The sequence below is a fragment of the Hydrogenophaga sp. PML113 genome (assembly GCF_001777155.1).
Lineage (GTDB): Bacteria > Pseudomonadota > Gammaproteobacteria > Burkholderiales > Burkholderiaceae_C > Hydrogenophaga > Hydrogenophaga borbori.
Genome location: NZ_MIYM01000003.1, coordinates 518,322 through 533,824, shown reverse-complemented (window position 1 = coordinate 533,824; position 15,503 = coordinate 518,322). Strand labels below are relative to the sequence as shown.

The following is a 15,503-nucleotide window of genomic DNA, read 5'->3' as shown; positions in this document are numbered from 1 at the left end:
GCCCAGCGCCACGCCGCCCTGCAGCCCTTCATTGACCACTACAACTGGCTGCGGCCACACTCCGCTCTGCACCATCAGCCGCCCATGACCCGCATCCCGGGCATGAACAACCTCCTGAGACTCAACACCTAGGCGCGATCGTCTACCGGCCGGCGGCGCGGGTGGGCGCGCGGGCGGCGGCGCGCTGCTGCCAGCGGCTGGCGAAGCCGCGCATCTCGGCCAGCCGGCGCGCCAGGTCGGCGCCCTGCGGGGTGAGCCGGTAGCCGCTGCCGTTGTGGTCGATCAGGCGCGCGGCGCGCAGCTCCTTGATGCGGGTATTGAGTGTGTTGGGGGTGATGCCGCCCACGCTGTCCTGCAACAGGCGGAAGGTCTGCGGGTGGCCGTCGGACAGGGCCCAGAGCACGCGCATGGCGTAACGCGATTCCAGCAACTCGAACAGCTGGGTCACGGCTTCCTGGTCCTTGCTCATCGGCGGTCTCCTGGCGCGGCCTGGACTGGGCTCTTCGCGCGTGTGTCTCGGATGACCACTATAGGCAGCAAGCCGCCCGCTACCAAGTTGCTAGCTGTGTGCGGTGCAGCAATGTCGCGCCGCCGTCACCCGGGTTTGCCCCGATGGGCGCGGCGCGGGGCTTCAGATGGCGTCGTCGCCCAGGCCCTGCGCGGGGCCGCGCCGGTACACCTTGCGCAGCAGGCCGATGAGGGTCTGCACCTCGTCGGGCGTGAGCGCGCCGGTGGCTTCCGTTTCGAGTTCGGTGGCCGTCGCCTGGGCCTGGCGGTGCAGCTTCTGGCCGGCGGGCGTGAGGTGCAGGCCCTGGGCCCGGCGGTCGCTGGGGTGGGGTTTGCGCACCACCAGGCCGCGCGCGTGCAGGGCCTTGACCATGCCCACCAGGTTGGGCGGCAGGATGTCCAGCGCGGCGCAGATCTGGCGCGAGGTGACGCCCGGGTTGTGTGCGATCACGGTGAGCACCGAAAAATCCACCGGCCGCAGGCCATAGGGCGCCATGCGGCGCAGGAACACCGCGATGACGGTGAGGGCCGCGCGCCGCGCGTTGTAGCCCACCAGGGTTTCCAGGAAGTGGGTGTCGGGCAGGCCGTCGCCCGCGCCGCTGGCGTCATCGCCCGGCGGGCTGCCCTTGCGCGCGCCGCGGGGGCGGCGCATGGCGTTGGCGATGGAGGCGTCGCTCATGCGGGGCTGGATCAGGGGCTCAGTGGCACAAGGCCTTGATGTCCTCGGGCACGGGGATGGCGCGGATGCGCGAGGCGTCGGCCGGGTCGCGCTCGCAGAAGGCGCGCACTTCGGTGCCTTCGCACAGCAGGGTGTCGCCGCGCATCACGCGGTGCTGGTGCTTGAACACCTTGGCGCCCCATTCGATGACGCTGGTGTGCACCTGCAGGCGCTCGCCGTAGGTGGCGGGCTTCATGAACTTGGTGTGGATCTCCAGCAGCGGCGTGCCGATGATGCCGCGCGTCTTGACCAGTTCGCGCCAGGGCTGCACGCCGCACTTGACGAAGAAGTTCAGCGAGGACGCGTCCATCCACTTGCTGAAATTAGGGAAAAAAACGATGCCGGCGGGGTCGCAGTCGCCGAACATGACTTCCACTTCATAGATCTGGGTTTTGCTCATCGGGGGGCCATGCGAAGCGCGCCGTCGAGACGGATCACTTCGCCATTCAGGTGCGTATTGGTGACGATGTGCGCGGCCAGGGCGGCGAATTCCTCGGGCTTGCCCAGGCGCGGCGGGAAGGGGATGCTCGCCGCCAGCGAGGCCTGCACCGCGTCGGGCAGCTGGCGCATCAGCGGCGTGGAGAACAACCCGGGCGCGATGGTACACACGCGGATGCCGTGCTGCGCGAGGTCGCGCGCCATGGGCAGCGTCATGCCGACCAGGCCCCCCTTGGAGGCGCTGTAGGCCTGCTGGCCCACCTGGCCGTCGAAGGCGGCCACGCTGGCGGTGAACAGCATCACGCCGCGCTCGCCGTCCTCCAGCGCATCGAGCTTCGCGCAGGCGGCAGCGAACAGGCGGCTGGCGTTGTAGGTGCCGATGAGGTTGACCTGGATCACCTTGGCGAAGTCGTCCAGCGGCGCGGCGCTGCCGTCCTTCTGCACCACGCGCTTGGCGGTGCCGATGCCGGCGATGTTCATGAGCAAACGCGCCGGGCCGTGCGCGGCGGCGGCCGCGTCCAGCGCCGCCTGCACGCTGGCGGTGTCGGTCACGTCGCACTTCACCGCGATGCCACCGATGTCCTGGGCCACGCGCTGCGCGCCTTCCAGGTTGACGTCGAGCACGGCCACCTTGGCGCCCAGGCGGGCGAGCTCGCGCGCGGTGGCTTCGCCCAGGCCCGAGCCGCCGCCGGTCACGAGCGCGGCCTGTCCTTCGATGTTCATGCGTGTCTCCTCTGTTCGGTGGTGGGAAGCAGGGTGTTGGCCGCCGCGCCCGCGTGCAGGGCGGCGACGAGTTCGGCGCGGTGCTTGAGCACGGCGCGCTGGTTGATGGAGCCCTTGTCGGTGACCTCGCCCTTGTCGATGCTGGGCGGCTCGGCCAGCAGGATCAGGCGCGCCACGCGCGTGGCGCTGCCGGTGGCCGAGGCCGCCAGGTCATTGAGCACCTGCTGGAAGTGCCCGAGTACCTTGGGGTGGGCCAGCACCTCGGCCAGTGGGGCCTCGGGCCCCAGGCCCGCCAGGCCGCGCACCGCGCCGGTGGGGAACAGCATGGCGCCCACTTCGCGCTCGTTCAGGCCGGTGATGACCGCGTCCTGCACGAAGGGCGCGCCGGCCGCGATGATCTTCGCGCGCAGCGGGCCCACGCTGACGAAGGTGCCGGTGGCGAGCTTGAAATCCTCGGCGATGCGGCCGTCGAAGCGCAGGCCCAGGTTCGGCCGCGCGGGATCGATCCAGGCCACCGCGTCGCCGGTGCAGAAGAAGCCTTCCTCGTCGAAGGCCTCGGCCGTGGCCTCGGGGCTGCGCCAGTAGCCGGGCGTGATGTTGGGGCCGCGGTAGCGCACCTCGGTCTTGTCGCCGCTGGGCACCAGCTTGAGCTGCAGCCCGGCCGCGGGCAGGCCCAGGTCGCCCGAGCGCACCTCGGGCCGCGTGATGTACAGACCGAAAGGGCCGGACTCGGTCATGCCCAGGCCGGTGCCCATCACCACGCGCTCGCCGATGGCCTGCTCCTGCACGCTGTGCAGCGTGTCCCACACGGGCTGCGCGAGCGCGGCGCCGGCGTAGAAGAACAGGCGCACGCGGCTCAGCAGGTTCGTGCGCAGCACCTCGTCGGTCTTCATCGCGTTGGCGATGGCCTCGAAGCCGGTGGGCACGTTGAAGTAGACGGTGGGCGCGATCTCGCGCAGGTTGCGCAGGGTCTCGCCGATCAGCGCGGGCGTGGGCTTGCCGTCGTCGATGTAGAGCGTGCCGCCGTGCATGAGCGTTAGGCCCACGTTGTGGTTGCCGCCGAAGGTGTGGTTCCAGGGCAGCCAGTCCACCAGCACCGGGGGCGTGTGCGGGTCGGCCAGCACGGGCATGCTCTGCGCCATCTGCTGCTGGTTGGCGCACCACATGCGCTGGGTGTTGATGACGGCCTTGGGCAGCTTGGTGGAGCCCGAGGTGAAGAGGAACTTGGCGATGGTGTCGGGGCCGGTGGCGAGCATGGCCGCGTCCACGGCCGGCGTGGGGGCGGTGGCGCGCAGCGCGGCGAAACTGGTGGTGGCGCGGCCGGGCACGCTGCCGCTGGCGGTGACGATCTCAACGTCCTCGCCGAGGGTGGCGAGCAGGGCGCGCTCATAGCGCGGCGCGTCGGCGGCGAACACCAGGCCGGGCGTGAGCGTGTTCACCAGGTGGCGCAGCTTGTCGTAGTCCTGGCTCACCAGCGAGTACGCGGGCGAGGCCGGCGCCCAGGGGATGCCCGCGTACAGGCAGCCCAGCGCGATCTGCGCATGCTCCAGGTCGTTCTCGCTCACGATGAGCACGGGGCGCTCGGCGCTCAGGCCGCGGTCGAGCAGGGCCTGGCCGATGCAGCGCGCGGCGTCCAGGGCCTCGGCGTAGCTGAGCCGGACCCAGTCGCCGGTGCTGCCGTCGGCGTTCTTCGCGCGGCGCGCCATGAAGGTGCGATCGGGCGCGGCGCTGGCCCAGTGCACCAGGCGGTCGGTCAGGCGGTGGGGAAAGGCGTGCAGCGGCTGGCGGGCCTGGAGGTAGGCGGTGCCGTCGGCCGTGTGGCGCAGTTCGGCTTCGGTGATGCCGAAGTCCAGCGCCCGGTAGCGGGGCGCGGCGCCGTCGCAAGCCTGCGCGCTGCGCGCTGCGGTGCGAGCGCCTTCGGGCGGCCGGGCGGCGCTCATTGCTTCTTGACCTTCGGGCCGCGGCCTTCCAGGAACTCGCGCACGCGGGCCTTGGCCTCGGGCGCGTCCTGCACGATGGCGGAGATCAGGGCCTCGGTGAAGAAGCCGTGGTCGGCCGTCTGGTCGGCGATGCGCGGCAGCGCCTGCATCAGCGCGTAGTTGGTGAGCGGCGCGTTGCTGGCGATGCGCGTGGCCAGCTCCAGCGCTTTCTCCAGGGCCGTGCCCTGCGGCACCAGGTACTGCGCCAGGCCGGCGCGCTCGCCTTCCTCGGCGTTGAGCACGCGGCCGGTGAACATCATGTCGGCCATGCGCGCGGTGCCGATCAGGCGCGGGATGCGCACCGAGCCGCCGCCGCCGACGAAGATGCCGCGTGAGCCTTCGGGCAGCGCGAAGAAGCTGGAGGTGTCGGCCACGCGAAGGTGGCAGGCGCTGGCCAGTTCCAGGCCGCCGCCCACCACGGCGCCGTGCAGCGCGGCCACCACGGGCACGGGGCCGCGCTCCACCTGGTCGAGCGCGTGGTGCCACATGCGCGAGTGGTGCAGGCCGGCGGCGGCGTCGCGCTCGCTCAGCTCGGACAGGTCCAGGCCGGCGCAGAAGTGTTCGCCGTTGCCATGGATGACGGCGGCGCGCACGCTGTGCGGCATGCCCTGGAAGACGTCGCGGATGGCGAGCACCAGGCCGTCGTTGAGCGCGTTGCGCTTGCCGGGACGGTTGAGGGTGATGAGGGCGATCTGCTGCTGGTCTCCGCGCAGTTCGATCGTCAGGTCGTTGGTCTGGATGGGCATGAAAAGGGGGCGCTTCGGCTTCTTGTGAGGGTGTCGGATTATTGTTATAAACGATAACCAAATTCAACCGGTTCCCTCTGAAAAGGGATGCGGGTTTACCCTGATTTTGGTGAGCAGACGGGATGCCTGCTGTGGTTCGTCGGCGGTCTTGGCTGGCAAGCCAAGGGCTTGGGCTGTGCCGCCGGGGGCTTCGATGCGCAGCCCTTCGCGCAGCGAGGACCACCGCATTGAAGCCGCCAGGGCCAGGGGCACAGCCCTGACACCGCCGACCACCGGACGTGAAATCGCAACGCCAAGCAGCCAAGCAGCAACGACAAAAGAGACGCCAATGGACCACCAGAACCTCATCGCCATCGACATCCACACCCACGCCGAAGTGAGCTGCTGGAACCCCTTCGACAACTACGGCGAGGAATACGACCGCGCGGCCGACAAGTACTTCGGCAGCAACCGCCGCCCCAGCATCGCCGAGACCATCGCCTACTACCGCGAACGAAAGATCGGCCTGGTGATGTTTACCGTGGACAGCGAATCGAAGCTGGGCCGCCGCCGCATCCCCAACGAAGAGATCGCCCAGGCCGCGCGCGAGAACAGCGACATGATGGTGGCCTTCGCCAGCATCGACCCGCACAAGGGCAAGATGGGCGCGCGCGAGGCCGAGCGCCTCATCAAGGAAGAAGGCGTCAAGGGCTTCAAGTTCCACCCCACGGTGCAGGGCTACCACCCCTACGACAGGATGGCCTGGCCCATCTACGAGGTGATCAACGCCCACAAGCTGCCGGCCATCTTCCACACCGGGCACAGCGGCATCGGCAGCGGCATGCGCTGCGGCGGCGGCCTGCGGCTGGAGTACAGCAACCCCATGCACCTGGACGACGTCGCCATCGACTTCCCCGACATGCAGATCGTGATGGCCCACCCCAGCTTCCCCTGGCAGGACGAGGCCCTGTCCGTGGCCACGCACAAGCCCAACGTCTGGATCGACCTGAGCGGCTGGAGCCCCAAGTACTTCCCCAAGCAGCTGGTGCAGTACGCCAACACCCTGCTCAAGGACCGCGTGCTCTTCGGCAGCGACTACCCGCTGATCACGCCCGAGCGCTGGATGAAGGACTTCGAGGCCGCCGGCTTCAAGCCCGAGGTCATGCCCGGCATCCTGAAGGGCAACGCCGTGCGCCTGCTGGGGCTGGCATGAAGGCCTTCACCTCGCTCGCCGACATCGAGGCGCTGGAGCGCCGCCCGCAGGCCGAGGTGGCGCCGCTGCGCACGCCCTATGGGCTGATCCGCGCCGCCGCCGAGCGCTTCCCCGAGCGCGAGGCCTTCACCTTCCTGCCCGACGCCGACCTGGCGCGCGCGCCGCGCCGCGTGAGCTACCGCGAGCTGCTGGCCATGGTGCACCGCGCGGCCAATGCGTTTCGCGCATTGGGCGTGGGCCCCGAGGACAGCGTGGCCCTGCTTGCGCCCAACACGCCCGAGGCGCACGCCGTGCTGTGGGGCGCGCAGCTGGCGGGCCGCGTGTGCCCCATCAATACGCTGCTGCAGCCGGACCACATCGCCTCGCTCATGCAGGCCGCGAACGCCAAGGCGCTGGTGGCCCTGGGGCCCAACGCCGAGCTCGCGGTCTGGCCCACGGCGCTGAAGGCGCAGGCGCTGCACCCCTGCGCGCTGGTGCCGATCGCGGTCGACGAGGCCGTGCCCGGCCTGGCCTCGCTGCAGGCGCTGATGGCCGCGCAGCCCGACACGCTCAGCTTCGAGCCCGACCTGAACCCGGACCGGGTGGTCGCGCTGTTCCACACCGGCGGCACCACCGGCGCGCCCAAGCTGGCGCAGCACACCGCCGGCAACGAAGCGCACACCGCCTGGTTCGCGCACGCCTTCTACGGCTGCGACGAACACAGCGTCGAGGTGAACGGCTTCCCGCTGTTCCATGTGGCCGGCGCCTTCGTCTACGGCCTGGCGCTGCTGGCCATCGGCGCGCGCCAGGTGCTGCCCACGCTCAGCGGCATGCGCAACGCCGGCTTCGTGCAACGCTACTGGCGCTTCTGCGAACGCGAGGGCGTGACGCACCTGGCCTGCGTGCCCACGGTGCTGGCCAGCCTGCTGGGCGTGCCCGTCGACGCTGACATCTCGCGCGTGCGCGCGGCCTACACGGGTGGCTCGCCGCTGCCCAGCGAGCTCGCGCAGCGTTTCGAGGCCACCACCGGCATCGCGGTGCGCAACATCCTGGGCATGACGGAGTGCGCGGGACTGGTCAGCATCGAGCCCCTGCTGGCGCCGCGGACGGCCGGCTCGGCGGGCTGGCGCCTGCCCTTCACCGAGGTGCACGCCGTGCCCTGGCGCGACGGCGAGGCCCGGCTGGACGAGCGCTGCGCGCCCGGCGAAACCGGCGTGGTGGTGCTGCGCGGGCCGCACATGAGCCCGGGCTACCTCGACGCGACGCGCAACGCCGGCCTGTTTCAGCACGGCTGGATCGTCTCGGGCGACCTCGGCCACCTCGACGCCGAGGGCCGCGTGCACCTCACCGGCCGCGCCAAGGACGTGATCATCCGCGGCTCGCACAACATCGACCCCGGTCTGGTGGAAGACGCCTTCCTCACCCACCCGGCCGTGGCGCAGTGCGCCGTGGTGGCCGAGCCCGACGCCTACGCGGGCGAGGTGCCCGCGGCCTTCGTGGTCTTGCGCGAGGGCGCCAGTGCCGACGCCGAGACCCTGCTGCGCGAGGTGGCGCCGCGGGTGTACGAGCGCCCCGCCGTGCCCAAGCGGGTGGTGGTCGTGCAGACGCTGCCGCTCACCGCCATCGGCAAGGTGTTCAAGCCCGCGCTGCGGCTGCGGGCGATCGAGCTCAAGCTGGCCGATCTGGCGCGCGAGCTGGCGCCCGACCGGGTGGTGGCGGTGAGCGCGGTGGACGAGGGCGGGCGCCAGCGCGCCACGGTGCGCTTCGCCGGCGCGGCCGACGAGGCGCTCGCCGATGGCTTGCGGGCCGCGCTGGCGGCGATCGCGGTGCCGACGGCGGTGGAGTTCAGCGGGGCGGAGGGCTGAGCCGCCCCACCAGCCGCCTCACCAGCCGCCGCGCTCCAGCCAGCGCTCCAACTGCTCCAGCTTGTCCACGCCCCAGAAGGGTTCACCGTCCACCACCACCGTGGGCGAGCCGAACACGCCTTGCGCCAGCGAGGCATCGACCTCGGCGCGCAGCAGCGCGGCCGCTTCCTCGCCGGCGGCCGCGCGCGCCAGGGCCTCGCCCAGCACGGGCGCCAGCGCGTCGGGCGTGGACAGGTCCAGTCCCTGGCCCCAGTAGGCGCCGTAGACCGCGTGCACCACCTCGCTGGCGCGTTCGGGCGCGTGGCGATTGGTCCAGGCCAGGGCGCGAGCGCAGGCCAGGGGGTTCATCACCGCGTCGCGCGGCTGGCGCTTCAGGGGCACGCCGCGCTCGCGCGCGTAGCGGCGCACGTCGCGCTCCACGTAGTCGCCCTTGAGCGGCGTGTCCATCAGGGGCTTCAAGCCCATCACCTTCATCACCGCCACACCCAGCAGCATGGGGTGCCAGGCGACCGTGCGGCCATGCCGGGCGGCGATGGCCTCCAGCCGCAGCGAGGCGAAGTAGCCGTAGGGGGAGATGAAGTCGAGGTGGCAGTGCAGGGGGGTGGGCATGGGGGCGGGAGGCGGCATCGAGGCAATGGTTTCATACCATAACGGCATATCAGCCAGTCCCGAAACCGGCTTGTGCAGCCCCACCGGCGCCTGCACAGTGGTGGCCTTGTGTCTGACGTGGCACATGCCTTCGGCGCGCCCTTGGTGGGCGCCGCCCGTCGTGTCTTTTCATTCAGCCAGGTTCTTCCCATGACCCTTCTCCGTCGCCGCAGCGCGATCGTGGCCGCCGCCGCATTGGGCGCCACCTCGATCGCCGGCAAGGCCTTCGCCCAGCAGACCGTGACCCTGCGCCTGCACCAGTTCCTACCCCCGCAGGCCACCATTCCGGCCCGCGCCATCGTGCCCTGGGCCAAGAAGCTCGAGGCCGAATCGGGTGGCCGCATCAAGGTGCAGCTGTTCCACTCAATGTCCATGGGCGGCTCGCCGCCGCAGCTGTTCGACCAGGCGCGCGACGGCGTCGCCGACATCGTCTGGACCGTGCTCGGCTACACCCCGGGCCGCTTCAACAAGGCCGAGGTGTTCGAGCTGCCCTTCATGAGTGGCAAGGCCGAGCCGGCCTCGCGCGCCTTCCACGAGTACGTGCAGAAGCACGCCGCCGACGAGTTCCGCCAGGTGCACCTGCTGGCCGCGCACACGCACGGCCCGGGCCTGTTCCACAGCAAGTCGGCCATCACCGGCCTGGACAGCCTGCGTGGCCTGAAGGTGCGCGGCGGCTCGCGCATCATCAACAACATGCTCACCAAGCTGGGCGCCGCCCCGGTGGGCATGCCGGTGCCGGCCGTGACGGAGGCGCTGTCGAAGTCGGTGATCGACGCCACCACCATTCCCTGGGAGGTGACGCCCTCGCTGAAGATCGCCGAGCTGGTGAAGCACCACACCTCGTTCTCGGGCCCCACGGGGCTGTTCACCCAGACCTTCGCGCTGGTGATGAACCGCGGCAGCTACCAGAAGCTGCCGGCCGATCTGAAGGCCATCATCGACAAGCACTCGGGCGTCGAGACGGCGGCCCTGTTCGGCCGCGCCATGGACGACGGTGACCAGGACGGCCTGGCGGTGGCGCAGAAGGCCGGCAACAGCATCGTCACCCTGGACGCCGCCGAAACCCAGCGTTGGAAAACCACCGCCGCCGCGGTGGAGGCCGACTGGGTGAAGGAGATGCAGGGCAAGAAGCTCGATGGCGCCCAGCTGGTCGCCGAGGCGCGCGCGCTGATCGCCAAGCACAGCAAGTAGGCGGGCCAGCCCCGCGCGAACACAGGGCGGCCGCGGGCCGCCCTGTGTGTTTCAGCCCCAGACCTCGCGCGCCGTCTCCACCACCAGCGCCAGCTTCTTGCGCTGGTCTTCCACGGCGATGTTGTTGCCGTGCACCGTGCTGGAGAAGCCGCACTGCGGCGACAGGCAGAGCTGCTCCAGCGGGGCATATTTCGCGGCTTCGGCGATGCGGCGCTTCAACTCGTCTTTGCTTTCCAGCTGGCCGAACTTGGTGGTCACCAGGCCCAGCACCACGGTCTTGCCGGGCTTGAGGTAGCGCAGCGGGCGGAAGTCGCCCGAGCGGTCGTCGTCGTACTCCATGAAGTAGGCGTCGAGGTTCATCTCGGTGAGCAGGGCCTCGGCCACGGGCTCGTAGTTGCCGGCGGCCGCGTGCGTGCTCTTGAAGTTGCCGCGGCACAGGTGCATGGCCAGGGTCATGCCCTTGGGCTTCTTCGCCACCACCTTGTTGATGAAGGCGGCGTAGCGGTGCGGCAGCTCGTTCGGGTCATCGCCGCGCTGTCGCGCGGCCTCGCGCATCTTCTCGTCGCACAGGTAGGCCATGTTGGTGTCGTCCATCTGCACGTAGGTGCAGCCGGCGTCGGCCAGGCTTTGCAGCTCGTCCGCGTAGGCCTGGGCCACGTCGTCGTAGAACACCGGGTCCAGCTCGGGGTAGGCGTCCTTGCTGATGCCGGCGCGCCCGCCGCGAAAGTGCAGCATGGTGGGGGAGGGGATGGTCACCTTGGGCATGAGGCCCGGCAGGCCCAGGGCCTTGACCTGCGCCTGCAGGTACTGGAAGTCGGCGAGCTGGATGTTCTTGGCGTGGCGCACCTTGTCGATCACGCGGATCACCGGCGGCGCCAGTTCCTCGCTGCCGTCGGGCTTGCGGATGGTGACGGGGATGTCGGTCTTCACGCCGCCCAGCTGCTCCAGGAAGTCGATGTGGAAGTAGGTGCGGCGGAACTCGCCGTCGGTGATGGACTGCAGGCCCACGTCGGCCTGGAACTTCACGATCTCGGTGATCGCGCGGTCTTCCACCGCGCGCAGCTGGGCCGCCGTGATCTCGCCCTTGGCCTTCTGTTCGCGCGCCTGCAGCAGGTAGGCCGGACGCAGAAAGCTGCCGACGTGGTCGGCGCGGAAGGGGGGATTCAGGCTCATGGGGTCTCCTCGGGGTTGCGGAAATGGACGGCGCCGACGGTAGCCCAAGCCCCGGTGGTCGGCAATATCGGTGTTTTCAATGGATACATAAAAGCGAAAATCAGATCTCTTTAGAAGGATTTTATGGAAAAAACGGCAATTCATGTATACATTGCGTATCCATGAATACCGATCCAGCCCATTTCCCGCTCAACGCCTGGTACGCGGCCGCCTACGACGTGGAGGTGGGACGGGCCCTGTTCCCCCGCACCGTCTGCCAACAGAAACTGGTGCTCTACCGCCAGACCGATGGCCGCGTGGCCGCCCTGGAGGACGCCTGCTGGCACCGGCTGCTGCCGCTGTCCATGGGCCGGCTGGAGGGCGACGAGGTGGTCTGCGGCTACCACGGCCTGGTGTTCAACGCCGAGGGGCGCTGCACCCACATGCCCAGCCAGGAAACCCTCAACCCCTCGGCCTGCGTGCGCCGCTTCCCGGTGGCGGAGCGGCACCGCTTCATCTGGGTCTGGCCGGGCGATCCGGCGCTGGCCGACGAATCGCTGATCCCCGACCTGCACTGGAACCACGACCCGGCCTGGGCGGGCGACGGCAAGATGATCCGCGTGAAGTGCGACTACCGCCTGGTCATCGACAACCTGATGGACCTGACGCACGAAACCTTCGTGCACGGCAGCAGCATCGGCAACCGCGCCGTGGCCGAGGCGCCCTTCGTGGCCACGCACGGCGATCGCACTGCCACCGTCACGCGCTGGATGGAGAACATCGAGGCGCCGCCGTTCTGGGCCGGGCAGCTGCGGCAGGCGCGCGGCCACCAAGGCCCGGTGGACCGCTGGCAGATCATCCGCTTCGAGGCGCCGTGCACCGTGGCCATCGACGTGGGCGTGGCGCCCACCGGCACCGGCGCGCCGCAGGGGGACCGCAGCCAGGGCGTCAACGGCATGGTGCTCAACACCATCACGCCCGAGACCGGCAACAGCTGCCTCTACTTCTGGGCCTTCGCGCGCAACTACTGCCTCGACGAGCAGCGCCTGACGCACCAGCTGCGCGAGGGCGTGGCCGGCATCTTCCGCGAGGACGAACTGGTGCTCGAAGCGCAGCAGAAGGCGATCGAGGAGCACCCCGACCACAAGTTCTACAACCTCAACATCGACGCCGGCGCCATGTGGGCGCGGCGCCTGATCGACAAGATGGTGGACGCCGAGCGCGGCACGCCCGGCGCGGGCTCCAGCGTCATTCCCATCCGCCGCGCGGGCTGATCCCATGGCCACCAGCACCTCCAACCCCATGCCCGACACCGCGCCCGAAAGCGCGCAGGTGCGCACGCTGCTGCAGCTGCGCGAACTCATCCTCTCGGGCGAGCTGCCCGGCGGCTCGCGCATCGCCGAGCTCGCCATCGTCGAGCGCCTGGGCGTGTCGCGCACGCCGGTGCGCGCCGCGCTGCTGCGCCTGGAGCAGGAGGGCCTGCTGCGCGCGCTGCCCGGCGGTGGCCACGTGGTGCAGACCTTCACCGAGCGCGACATCGCCGACGCGATCGAACTGCGCGGCACGCTCGAAGGCCTGCTGGCGCGCCTGGCGGCCGAGCGTGGCGCACCGGCCGCCGTGCTGACCGAGGCGCGCGGCGTGCTGGAGCGCATCGACGCCGTGCTGGCCGCGCCGGCGCTGGACGCCGAGGCCTTCTCCGAGTACGTGGCGCTCAACAGCCGCCTGCACGAGCTGCTGGCCGAAATGGCCGACAGCCCCACGGTGGAGCGCCAGCTGGAGCGCGTGTGCGCGCTGCCGTTTGCCTCGCCCTCGGGCTTCGTGCTGGCCGAGGCCGGCTCGCCAGCGGCGCGCGACATGCTGGTGGTGGCGCAGGACCAGCACCGCCAGGTGCTGGACGCCATCGAGCGCCGCGAGGGGGCGCGCGCCGAGGCCATTCTGCGCGAGCACTCGCGCCTGGCCCAGCGCAACCTGCGCGCCGTGCTCGCGGGCCTCAGCAACAGCCCGACCCACGCGCCCGCGCTCAAACTCATCCGCCGCCGCTGACCCTCATGAAAAGCAACCCGATCTGGCAGACCGCGCGCGTGGCCGCGCTGCGCGACCTCACCCCCAGCGTGCGCGAGTTCGTGCTGCAGCCGCTCGACGGCGAGGCCATCGCCTGGCCGCCCGGCGCGCACCTGCAGGTGCGCCTGCGCGTGGCCGGGCGCGAGCAGACCCGCTCGTACTCGCTGGTGGGCCAGCCGGTCGACACGCCCGGCGGCTATCGCATCGCGGTCAAGCGGCTGGACGACGGGCGGGGCGGCTCGCGGGCGATGTGGTCGCTGGCCGAGGGCGACGCGCTGAGCCTGAGCGCGCCGCAGAACCACTTCCCGCTGGACCTCGACGCGCCGGCCAGCCTGCTGGTGGCGGGTGGCATCGGCATCACGCCCATGGTGGCCATGGCCCAGGCCCTGGCGCGACGCGGCCGCGCGGTGCGCCTGCTGTACGCCGCGCGCCACGCTGGCGAACTGGCTTACGCCGAGCGCCTGCGCGACATCCTGGGCGACCAACTGGTGACGGCGGTGTCGGGGCAGGGGCAGCGGCTGGACCTGGCGGGCGAGCTGGCGGCCCTGCCGCCTGGCGCGCCGTGCTACGTCTGCGGCCCCAGCGGCCTGCTGGCGTCGCTGCGTTCGCTCTGGGCCGAGGCGGGACGCCCCGCGAGCGGCCTGCGCTTCGAAACCTTCGGCAGCGGCGGCCAGCGGCCCAGCCAGGCCTTCTCGCTGGCCGTGCCCCGCCATGGGGCATCGCTCACCGTGTCGGCCGACGAGTCCCTGCTCGACGCCCTGGAGGCCGCCGGCATCGAGGTGATGAGCGACTGCCGGCGCGGCGAATGCGGCCTGTGCGCGATGGACGTGCTGGCCGTGGACGGCGAGATCGACCACCGCGACGTCTTCCTCAGCGAGCACGAGAAGCAGGGCAACCGGCGGATCTGCGCCTGTGTCTCGCGCGTGGTCGGGCGCATCACCCTGGACAGCGCCTGGCGCCCCGACGCGGCGCCCCACTGATAAACCCTGAGAGGGTTCCTACTGGTTTCATAACATAACGGCATAGCTGAAAGTCCTTCACCGGACTGGCTGCTGTGCCAAGCCGCATGCACAGTGTGGGTGTTCAGTTCCCCCCATCGCCCGTGCCAATGAGCACCCCCATCTGAGAGGGCCGGGCGCAACCCGAACGGAGACAAGGATGAAACCGATGAAGCGACGCGCCGCGCTGGCGCTGCTGGGTGCCTCGGCCACGCTGGCGCTGCCCGCCCTGGCGCAGCAGACGGTCACGCTGCGCCTGCACCAGATGCTGCCGCCGCAGGCCACCATTCCGGCGCGCGCCCTCACGCCCTGGGCGCAGAAGGTGGAAGCCGAGTCGGGCGGACGCATCAAGGTCCAGCTGTTCCACGCCATGCAGCTCGGCGGCGCGCCGCCGCAGCTCTACGACCAGGCCAAGGACGGCGTGGTCGACCTGACCTGGACGGTGCTGGGCTACACGCCCGGGCGCTTTCCCAAGACCGAGGTGTTCGAGCTGCCCTTCATGAGCGGCAGCGCGGAATCGTCCTCGCGGGCGCTGCAGGAGTACGTCGAGAAGTTCGCGCCCGAGGAGTTCAAGGACGTCAAGCTCATCGCCGTCCACACGCATGGCCCGGGCCTGTTCCACACCAAGACGCCCGTCACCGGCCTGGAGAGCCTGCGTGGCATGAAGATCCGCGGCGGCTCGCGCATCATCAACAACATGCTCACCAAGCTGGGCGCCACGCCCGTGGGCATGCCGGTGCCGGCGGTGACGGAGGCGCTGTCCAAGGGCGTGATCGACGGCACCACCATTCCCTGGGAGGTGACGCCCTCGCTGAAGGTGACCGAGCTGGTGAAGAACCACACCACCTTCGCTGGCAAGGAGGGCCTGTACACCCAGACCTTCGCCTTCTCCATGAACAAGGCCGCCTACGACAAGCTGCCCGCCGACCTGAAGGCCGTGATCGACAAGAACTCGGGCATCGAGACCGCCGCCATGTTCGGCCGCGCGATGGACGAGGGCGACAAGGCCGGCCGCGACATCGCCGTCAAGGCCGGCAACAACATCGTCGCGCTGGACGTGCAGGAGACGCAGCGCTGGCGGCGCACCGCCGCCTCGGTGGAGACCGACTGGGTCAATGAAATGAAGGGCAAGAACATCGACGGCGCCAAGCTGGCCGCGGAGGCCAGGGCGCTGATCGCCAAGTACAGCAAGTGATCCATCCCTTTGGGATCAACGGCCGTCCTCGCCAGAGGGCGGCCTTTTTGTTGAGGGGGCGTGCGGCCGATGTTGGACAATCGCGCCTCTCAGTCTTTCGTAGAAAGCCAT

Annotated in this window: 15 protein-coding genes and 1 pseudogene; 8 read left to right on the top strand and 8 right to left on the bottom strand. The window is 70.3% G+C overall.

Annotated features, from left to right (window positions below; all coding sequences use genetic code 11):
• A pseudogene (locus BHU06_RS22485) lies at nucleotides 1-132 on the top strand (IS481 family transposase); the annotation flags it as partial.
• Between the two features lie 10 nt (nucleotides 133-142).
• On the opposite strand, the gene BHU06_RS08520 reads toward BHU06_RS22485, so the two are convergent.
• From BHU06_RS08520 to BHU06_RS08495, 6 genes are all read right to left on the bottom strand, one after another.
• Nucleotides 143-469: a helix-turn-helix domain-containing protein gene (locus BHU06_RS08520; RefSeq protein WP_070398708.1), complete on the bottom strand. Its 327-nt coding sequence runs from the start codon at nucleotides 467-469 to the stop codon at nucleotides 143-145.
• Nucleotides 470-631: 162 nt separating this feature from the next.
• Nucleotides 632-1,186: a MarR family winged helix-turn-helix transcriptional regulator gene (locus tag BHU06_RS08515; protein ID WP_070398707.1), complete on the bottom strand. Its 555-nt coding sequence runs from the start codon at nucleotides 1,184-1,186 to the stop codon at nucleotides 632-634.
• Between the two features lie 19 nt (nucleotides 1,187-1,205).
• Complete coding sequence (locus tag BHU06_RS08510; RefSeq protein WP_070398706.1) at nucleotides 1,206-1,625, bottom strand: thioesterase family protein; 420 nt, start codon at nucleotides 1,623-1,625, stop codon at nucleotides 1,206-1,208.
• Nucleotides 1,622-2,386: an SDR family NAD(P)-dependent oxidoreductase gene (locus tag BHU06_RS08505; protein ID WP_070398705.1), complete on the bottom strand. Its 765-nt coding sequence runs from the start codon at nucleotides 2,384-2,386 to the stop codon at nucleotides 1,622-1,624. The genes BHU06_RS08510 and BHU06_RS08505 overlap by 4 nt, the downstream gene beginning before the upstream one ends.
• A complete protein-coding gene (locus tag BHU06_RS08500; protein WP_083293118.1) occupies nucleotides 2,383-4,326 on the bottom strand; it encodes a feruloyl-CoA synthase in 1,944 nt (647 codons plus the stop codon). Before BHU06_RS08500 ends, BHU06_RS08505 begins: the two co-directional genes overlap by 4 nt.
• Complete coding sequence (locus BHU06_RS08495; RefSeq protein ID WP_070398704.1) at nucleotides 4,323-5,111, bottom strand: crotonase/enoyl-CoA hydratase family protein; 789 nt, start codon at nucleotides 5,109-5,111, stop codon at nucleotides 4,323-4,325. Before BHU06_RS08495 ends, BHU06_RS08500 begins: the two co-directional genes overlap by 4 nt.
• 328 nt (nucleotides 5,112-5,439) lie before the next feature.
• On the opposite strand from BHU06_RS08495, the gene BHU06_RS08490 reads away from it, so the two are divergent.
• Both BHU06_RS08490 and BHU06_RS08485 read left to right on the top strand, forming a co-directional pair.
• Nucleotides 5,440-6,303, top strand: a complete 864-nt coding sequence (locus BHU06_RS08490; RefSeq protein WP_070398703.1) for an amidohydrolase family protein — start codon at nucleotides 5,440-5,442, stop codon at nucleotides 6,301-6,303.
• Complete coding sequence (locus tag BHU06_RS08485; protein ID WP_070398702.1) at nucleotides 6,300-8,147, top strand: AMP-binding protein; 1,848 nt, start codon at nucleotides 6,300-6,302, stop codon at nucleotides 8,145-8,147. Before BHU06_RS08490 ends, BHU06_RS08485 begins: the two co-directional genes overlap by 4 nt.
• 18 nt (nucleotides 8,148-8,165) lie before the next feature.
• On the opposite strand, the gene BHU06_RS08480 is transcribed toward BHU06_RS08485, so the two are convergent.
• Nucleotides 8,166-8,756 carry a 2-hydroxychromene-2-carboxylate isomerase gene (locus BHU06_RS08480; RefSeq protein ID WP_070398701.1) on the bottom strand — a complete coding sequence of 197 codons (591 nt, stop codon included), beginning with the start codon at nucleotides 8,754-8,756 and terminating at the stop codon, nucleotides 8,166-8,168.
• 189 nt (nucleotides 8,757-8,945) lie between these two features.
• Between BHU06_RS08480 and BHU06_RS08475 the strand changes: the two genes are divergently transcribed.
• Nucleotides 8,946-9,986 carry a TRAP transporter substrate-binding protein gene (locus BHU06_RS08475; RefSeq protein ID WP_070398700.1) on the top strand — a complete coding sequence of 347 codons (1,041 nt, stop codon included), beginning with the start codon at nucleotides 8,946-8,948 and terminating at the stop codon, nucleotides 9,984-9,986.
• A 51-nt stretch (nucleotides 9,987-10,037) separates the two neighbouring features.
• Here BHU06_RS08475 and BHU06_RS08470 read toward each other — a convergent pair whose 3' ends face one another.
• Nucleotides 10,038-11,159, bottom strand: coding sequence for a 5-methyltetrahydropteroyltriglutamate--homocysteine S-methyltransferase (locus BHU06_RS08470; RefSeq protein ID WP_070398699.1), 1,122 nt, complete (start codon nucleotides 11,157-11,159; stop codon nucleotides 10,038-10,040).
• Nucleotides 11,160-11,320: 161 nt separating this feature from the next.
• Between BHU06_RS08470 and BHU06_RS08465 the strand changes: the two genes are divergently transcribed.
• From BHU06_RS08465 to BHU06_RS08450, 4 genes are all read left to right on the top strand, one after another.
• Nucleotides 11,321-12,412, top strand: coding sequence for an aromatic ring-hydroxylating dioxygenase subunit alpha (locus tag BHU06_RS08465; protein ID WP_070398698.1), 1,092 nt, complete (start codon nucleotides 11,321-11,323; stop codon nucleotides 12,410-12,412).
• A 28-nt stretch (nucleotides 12,413-12,440) separates the two neighbouring features.
• Nucleotides 12,441-13,181: a GntR family transcriptional regulator gene (locus BHU06_RS08460; RefSeq protein ID WP_239478333.1), complete on the top strand. Its 741-nt coding sequence runs from the start codon at nucleotides 12,441-12,443 to the stop codon at nucleotides 13,179-13,181.
• A gap of 5 nt (nucleotides 13,182-13,186) precedes the next feature.
• Entirely contained in the window at nucleotides 13,187-14,179 is a 993-nt protein-coding gene (locus tag BHU06_RS08455; RefSeq protein WP_070398696.1) for a PDR/VanB family oxidoreductase, read from the top strand.
• Between the two features lie 178 nt (nucleotides 14,180-14,357).
• Nucleotides 14,358-15,392 carry a TRAP transporter substrate-binding protein gene (locus BHU06_RS08450; RefSeq protein WP_070398695.1) on the top strand — a complete coding sequence of 345 codons (1,035 nt, stop codon included), beginning with the start codon at nucleotides 14,358-14,360 and terminating at the stop codon, nucleotides 15,390-15,392.
• Nucleotides 15,393-15,503 lie beyond the last annotated feature (111 nt).

Coding starts and splice junctions, on each gene's coding strand:
- BHU06_RS08520 (WP_070398708.1), bottom strand. CDS start 469: ATGAGCAAGGACCAGGAAGCCGTGACCCAGCTGTTCGAGTTGCTGGAA.
- BHU06_RS08515 (WP_070398707.1), bottom strand. CDS start 1,186: ATGAGCGACGCCTCCATCGCCAACGCCATGCGCCGCCCCCGCGGCGCG.
- BHU06_RS08510 (WP_070398706.1), bottom strand. CDS start 1,625: ATGAGCAAAACCCAGATCTATGAAGTGGAAGTCATGTTCGGCGACTGC.
- BHU06_RS08505 (WP_070398705.1), bottom strand. CDS start 2,386: ATGAACATCGAAGGACAGGCCGCGCTCGTGACCGGCGGCGGCTCGGGC.
- BHU06_RS08500 (WP_083293118.1), bottom strand. CDS start 4,326: ATGAGCGCCGCCCGGCCGCCCGAAGGCGCTCGCACCGCAGCGCGCAGC.
- BHU06_RS08495 (WP_070398704.1), bottom strand. CDS start 5,111: ATGCCCATCCAGACCAACGACCTGACGATCGAACTGCGCGGAGACCAG.
- BHU06_RS08490 (WP_070398703.1), top strand. CDS start 5,440: ATGGACCACCAGAACCTCATCGCCATCGACATCCACACCCACGCCGAA.
- BHU06_RS08485 (WP_070398702.1), top strand. CDS start 6,300: ATGAAGGCCTTCACCTCGCTCGCCGACATCGAGGCGCTGGAGCGCCGC.
- BHU06_RS08480 (WP_070398701.1), bottom strand. CDS start 8,756: ATGCCCACCCCCCTGCACTGCCACCTCGACTTCATCTCCCCCTACGGC.
- BHU06_RS08475 (WP_070398700.1), top strand. CDS start 8,946: ATGACCCTTCTCCGTCGCCGCAGCGCGATCGTGGCCGCCGCCGCATTG.
- BHU06_RS08470 (WP_070398699.1), bottom strand. CDS start 11,159: ATGAGCCTGAATCCCCCCTTCCGCGCCGACCACGTCGGCAGCTTTCTG.
- BHU06_RS08465 (WP_070398698.1), top strand. CDS start 11,321: ATGAATACCGATCCAGCCCATTTCCCGCTCAACGCCTGGTACGCGGCC.
- BHU06_RS08460 (WP_239478333.1), top strand. CDS start 12,441: ATGCCCGACACCGCGCCCGAAAGCGCGCAGGTGCGCACGCTGCTGCAG.
- BHU06_RS08455 (WP_070398696.1), top strand. CDS start 13,187: ATGAAAAGCAACCCGATCTGGCAGACCGCGCGCGTGGCCGCGCTGCGC.
- BHU06_RS08450 (WP_070398695.1), top strand. CDS start 14,358: ATGAAACCGATGAAGCGACGCGCCGCGCTGGCGCTGCTGGGTGCCTCG.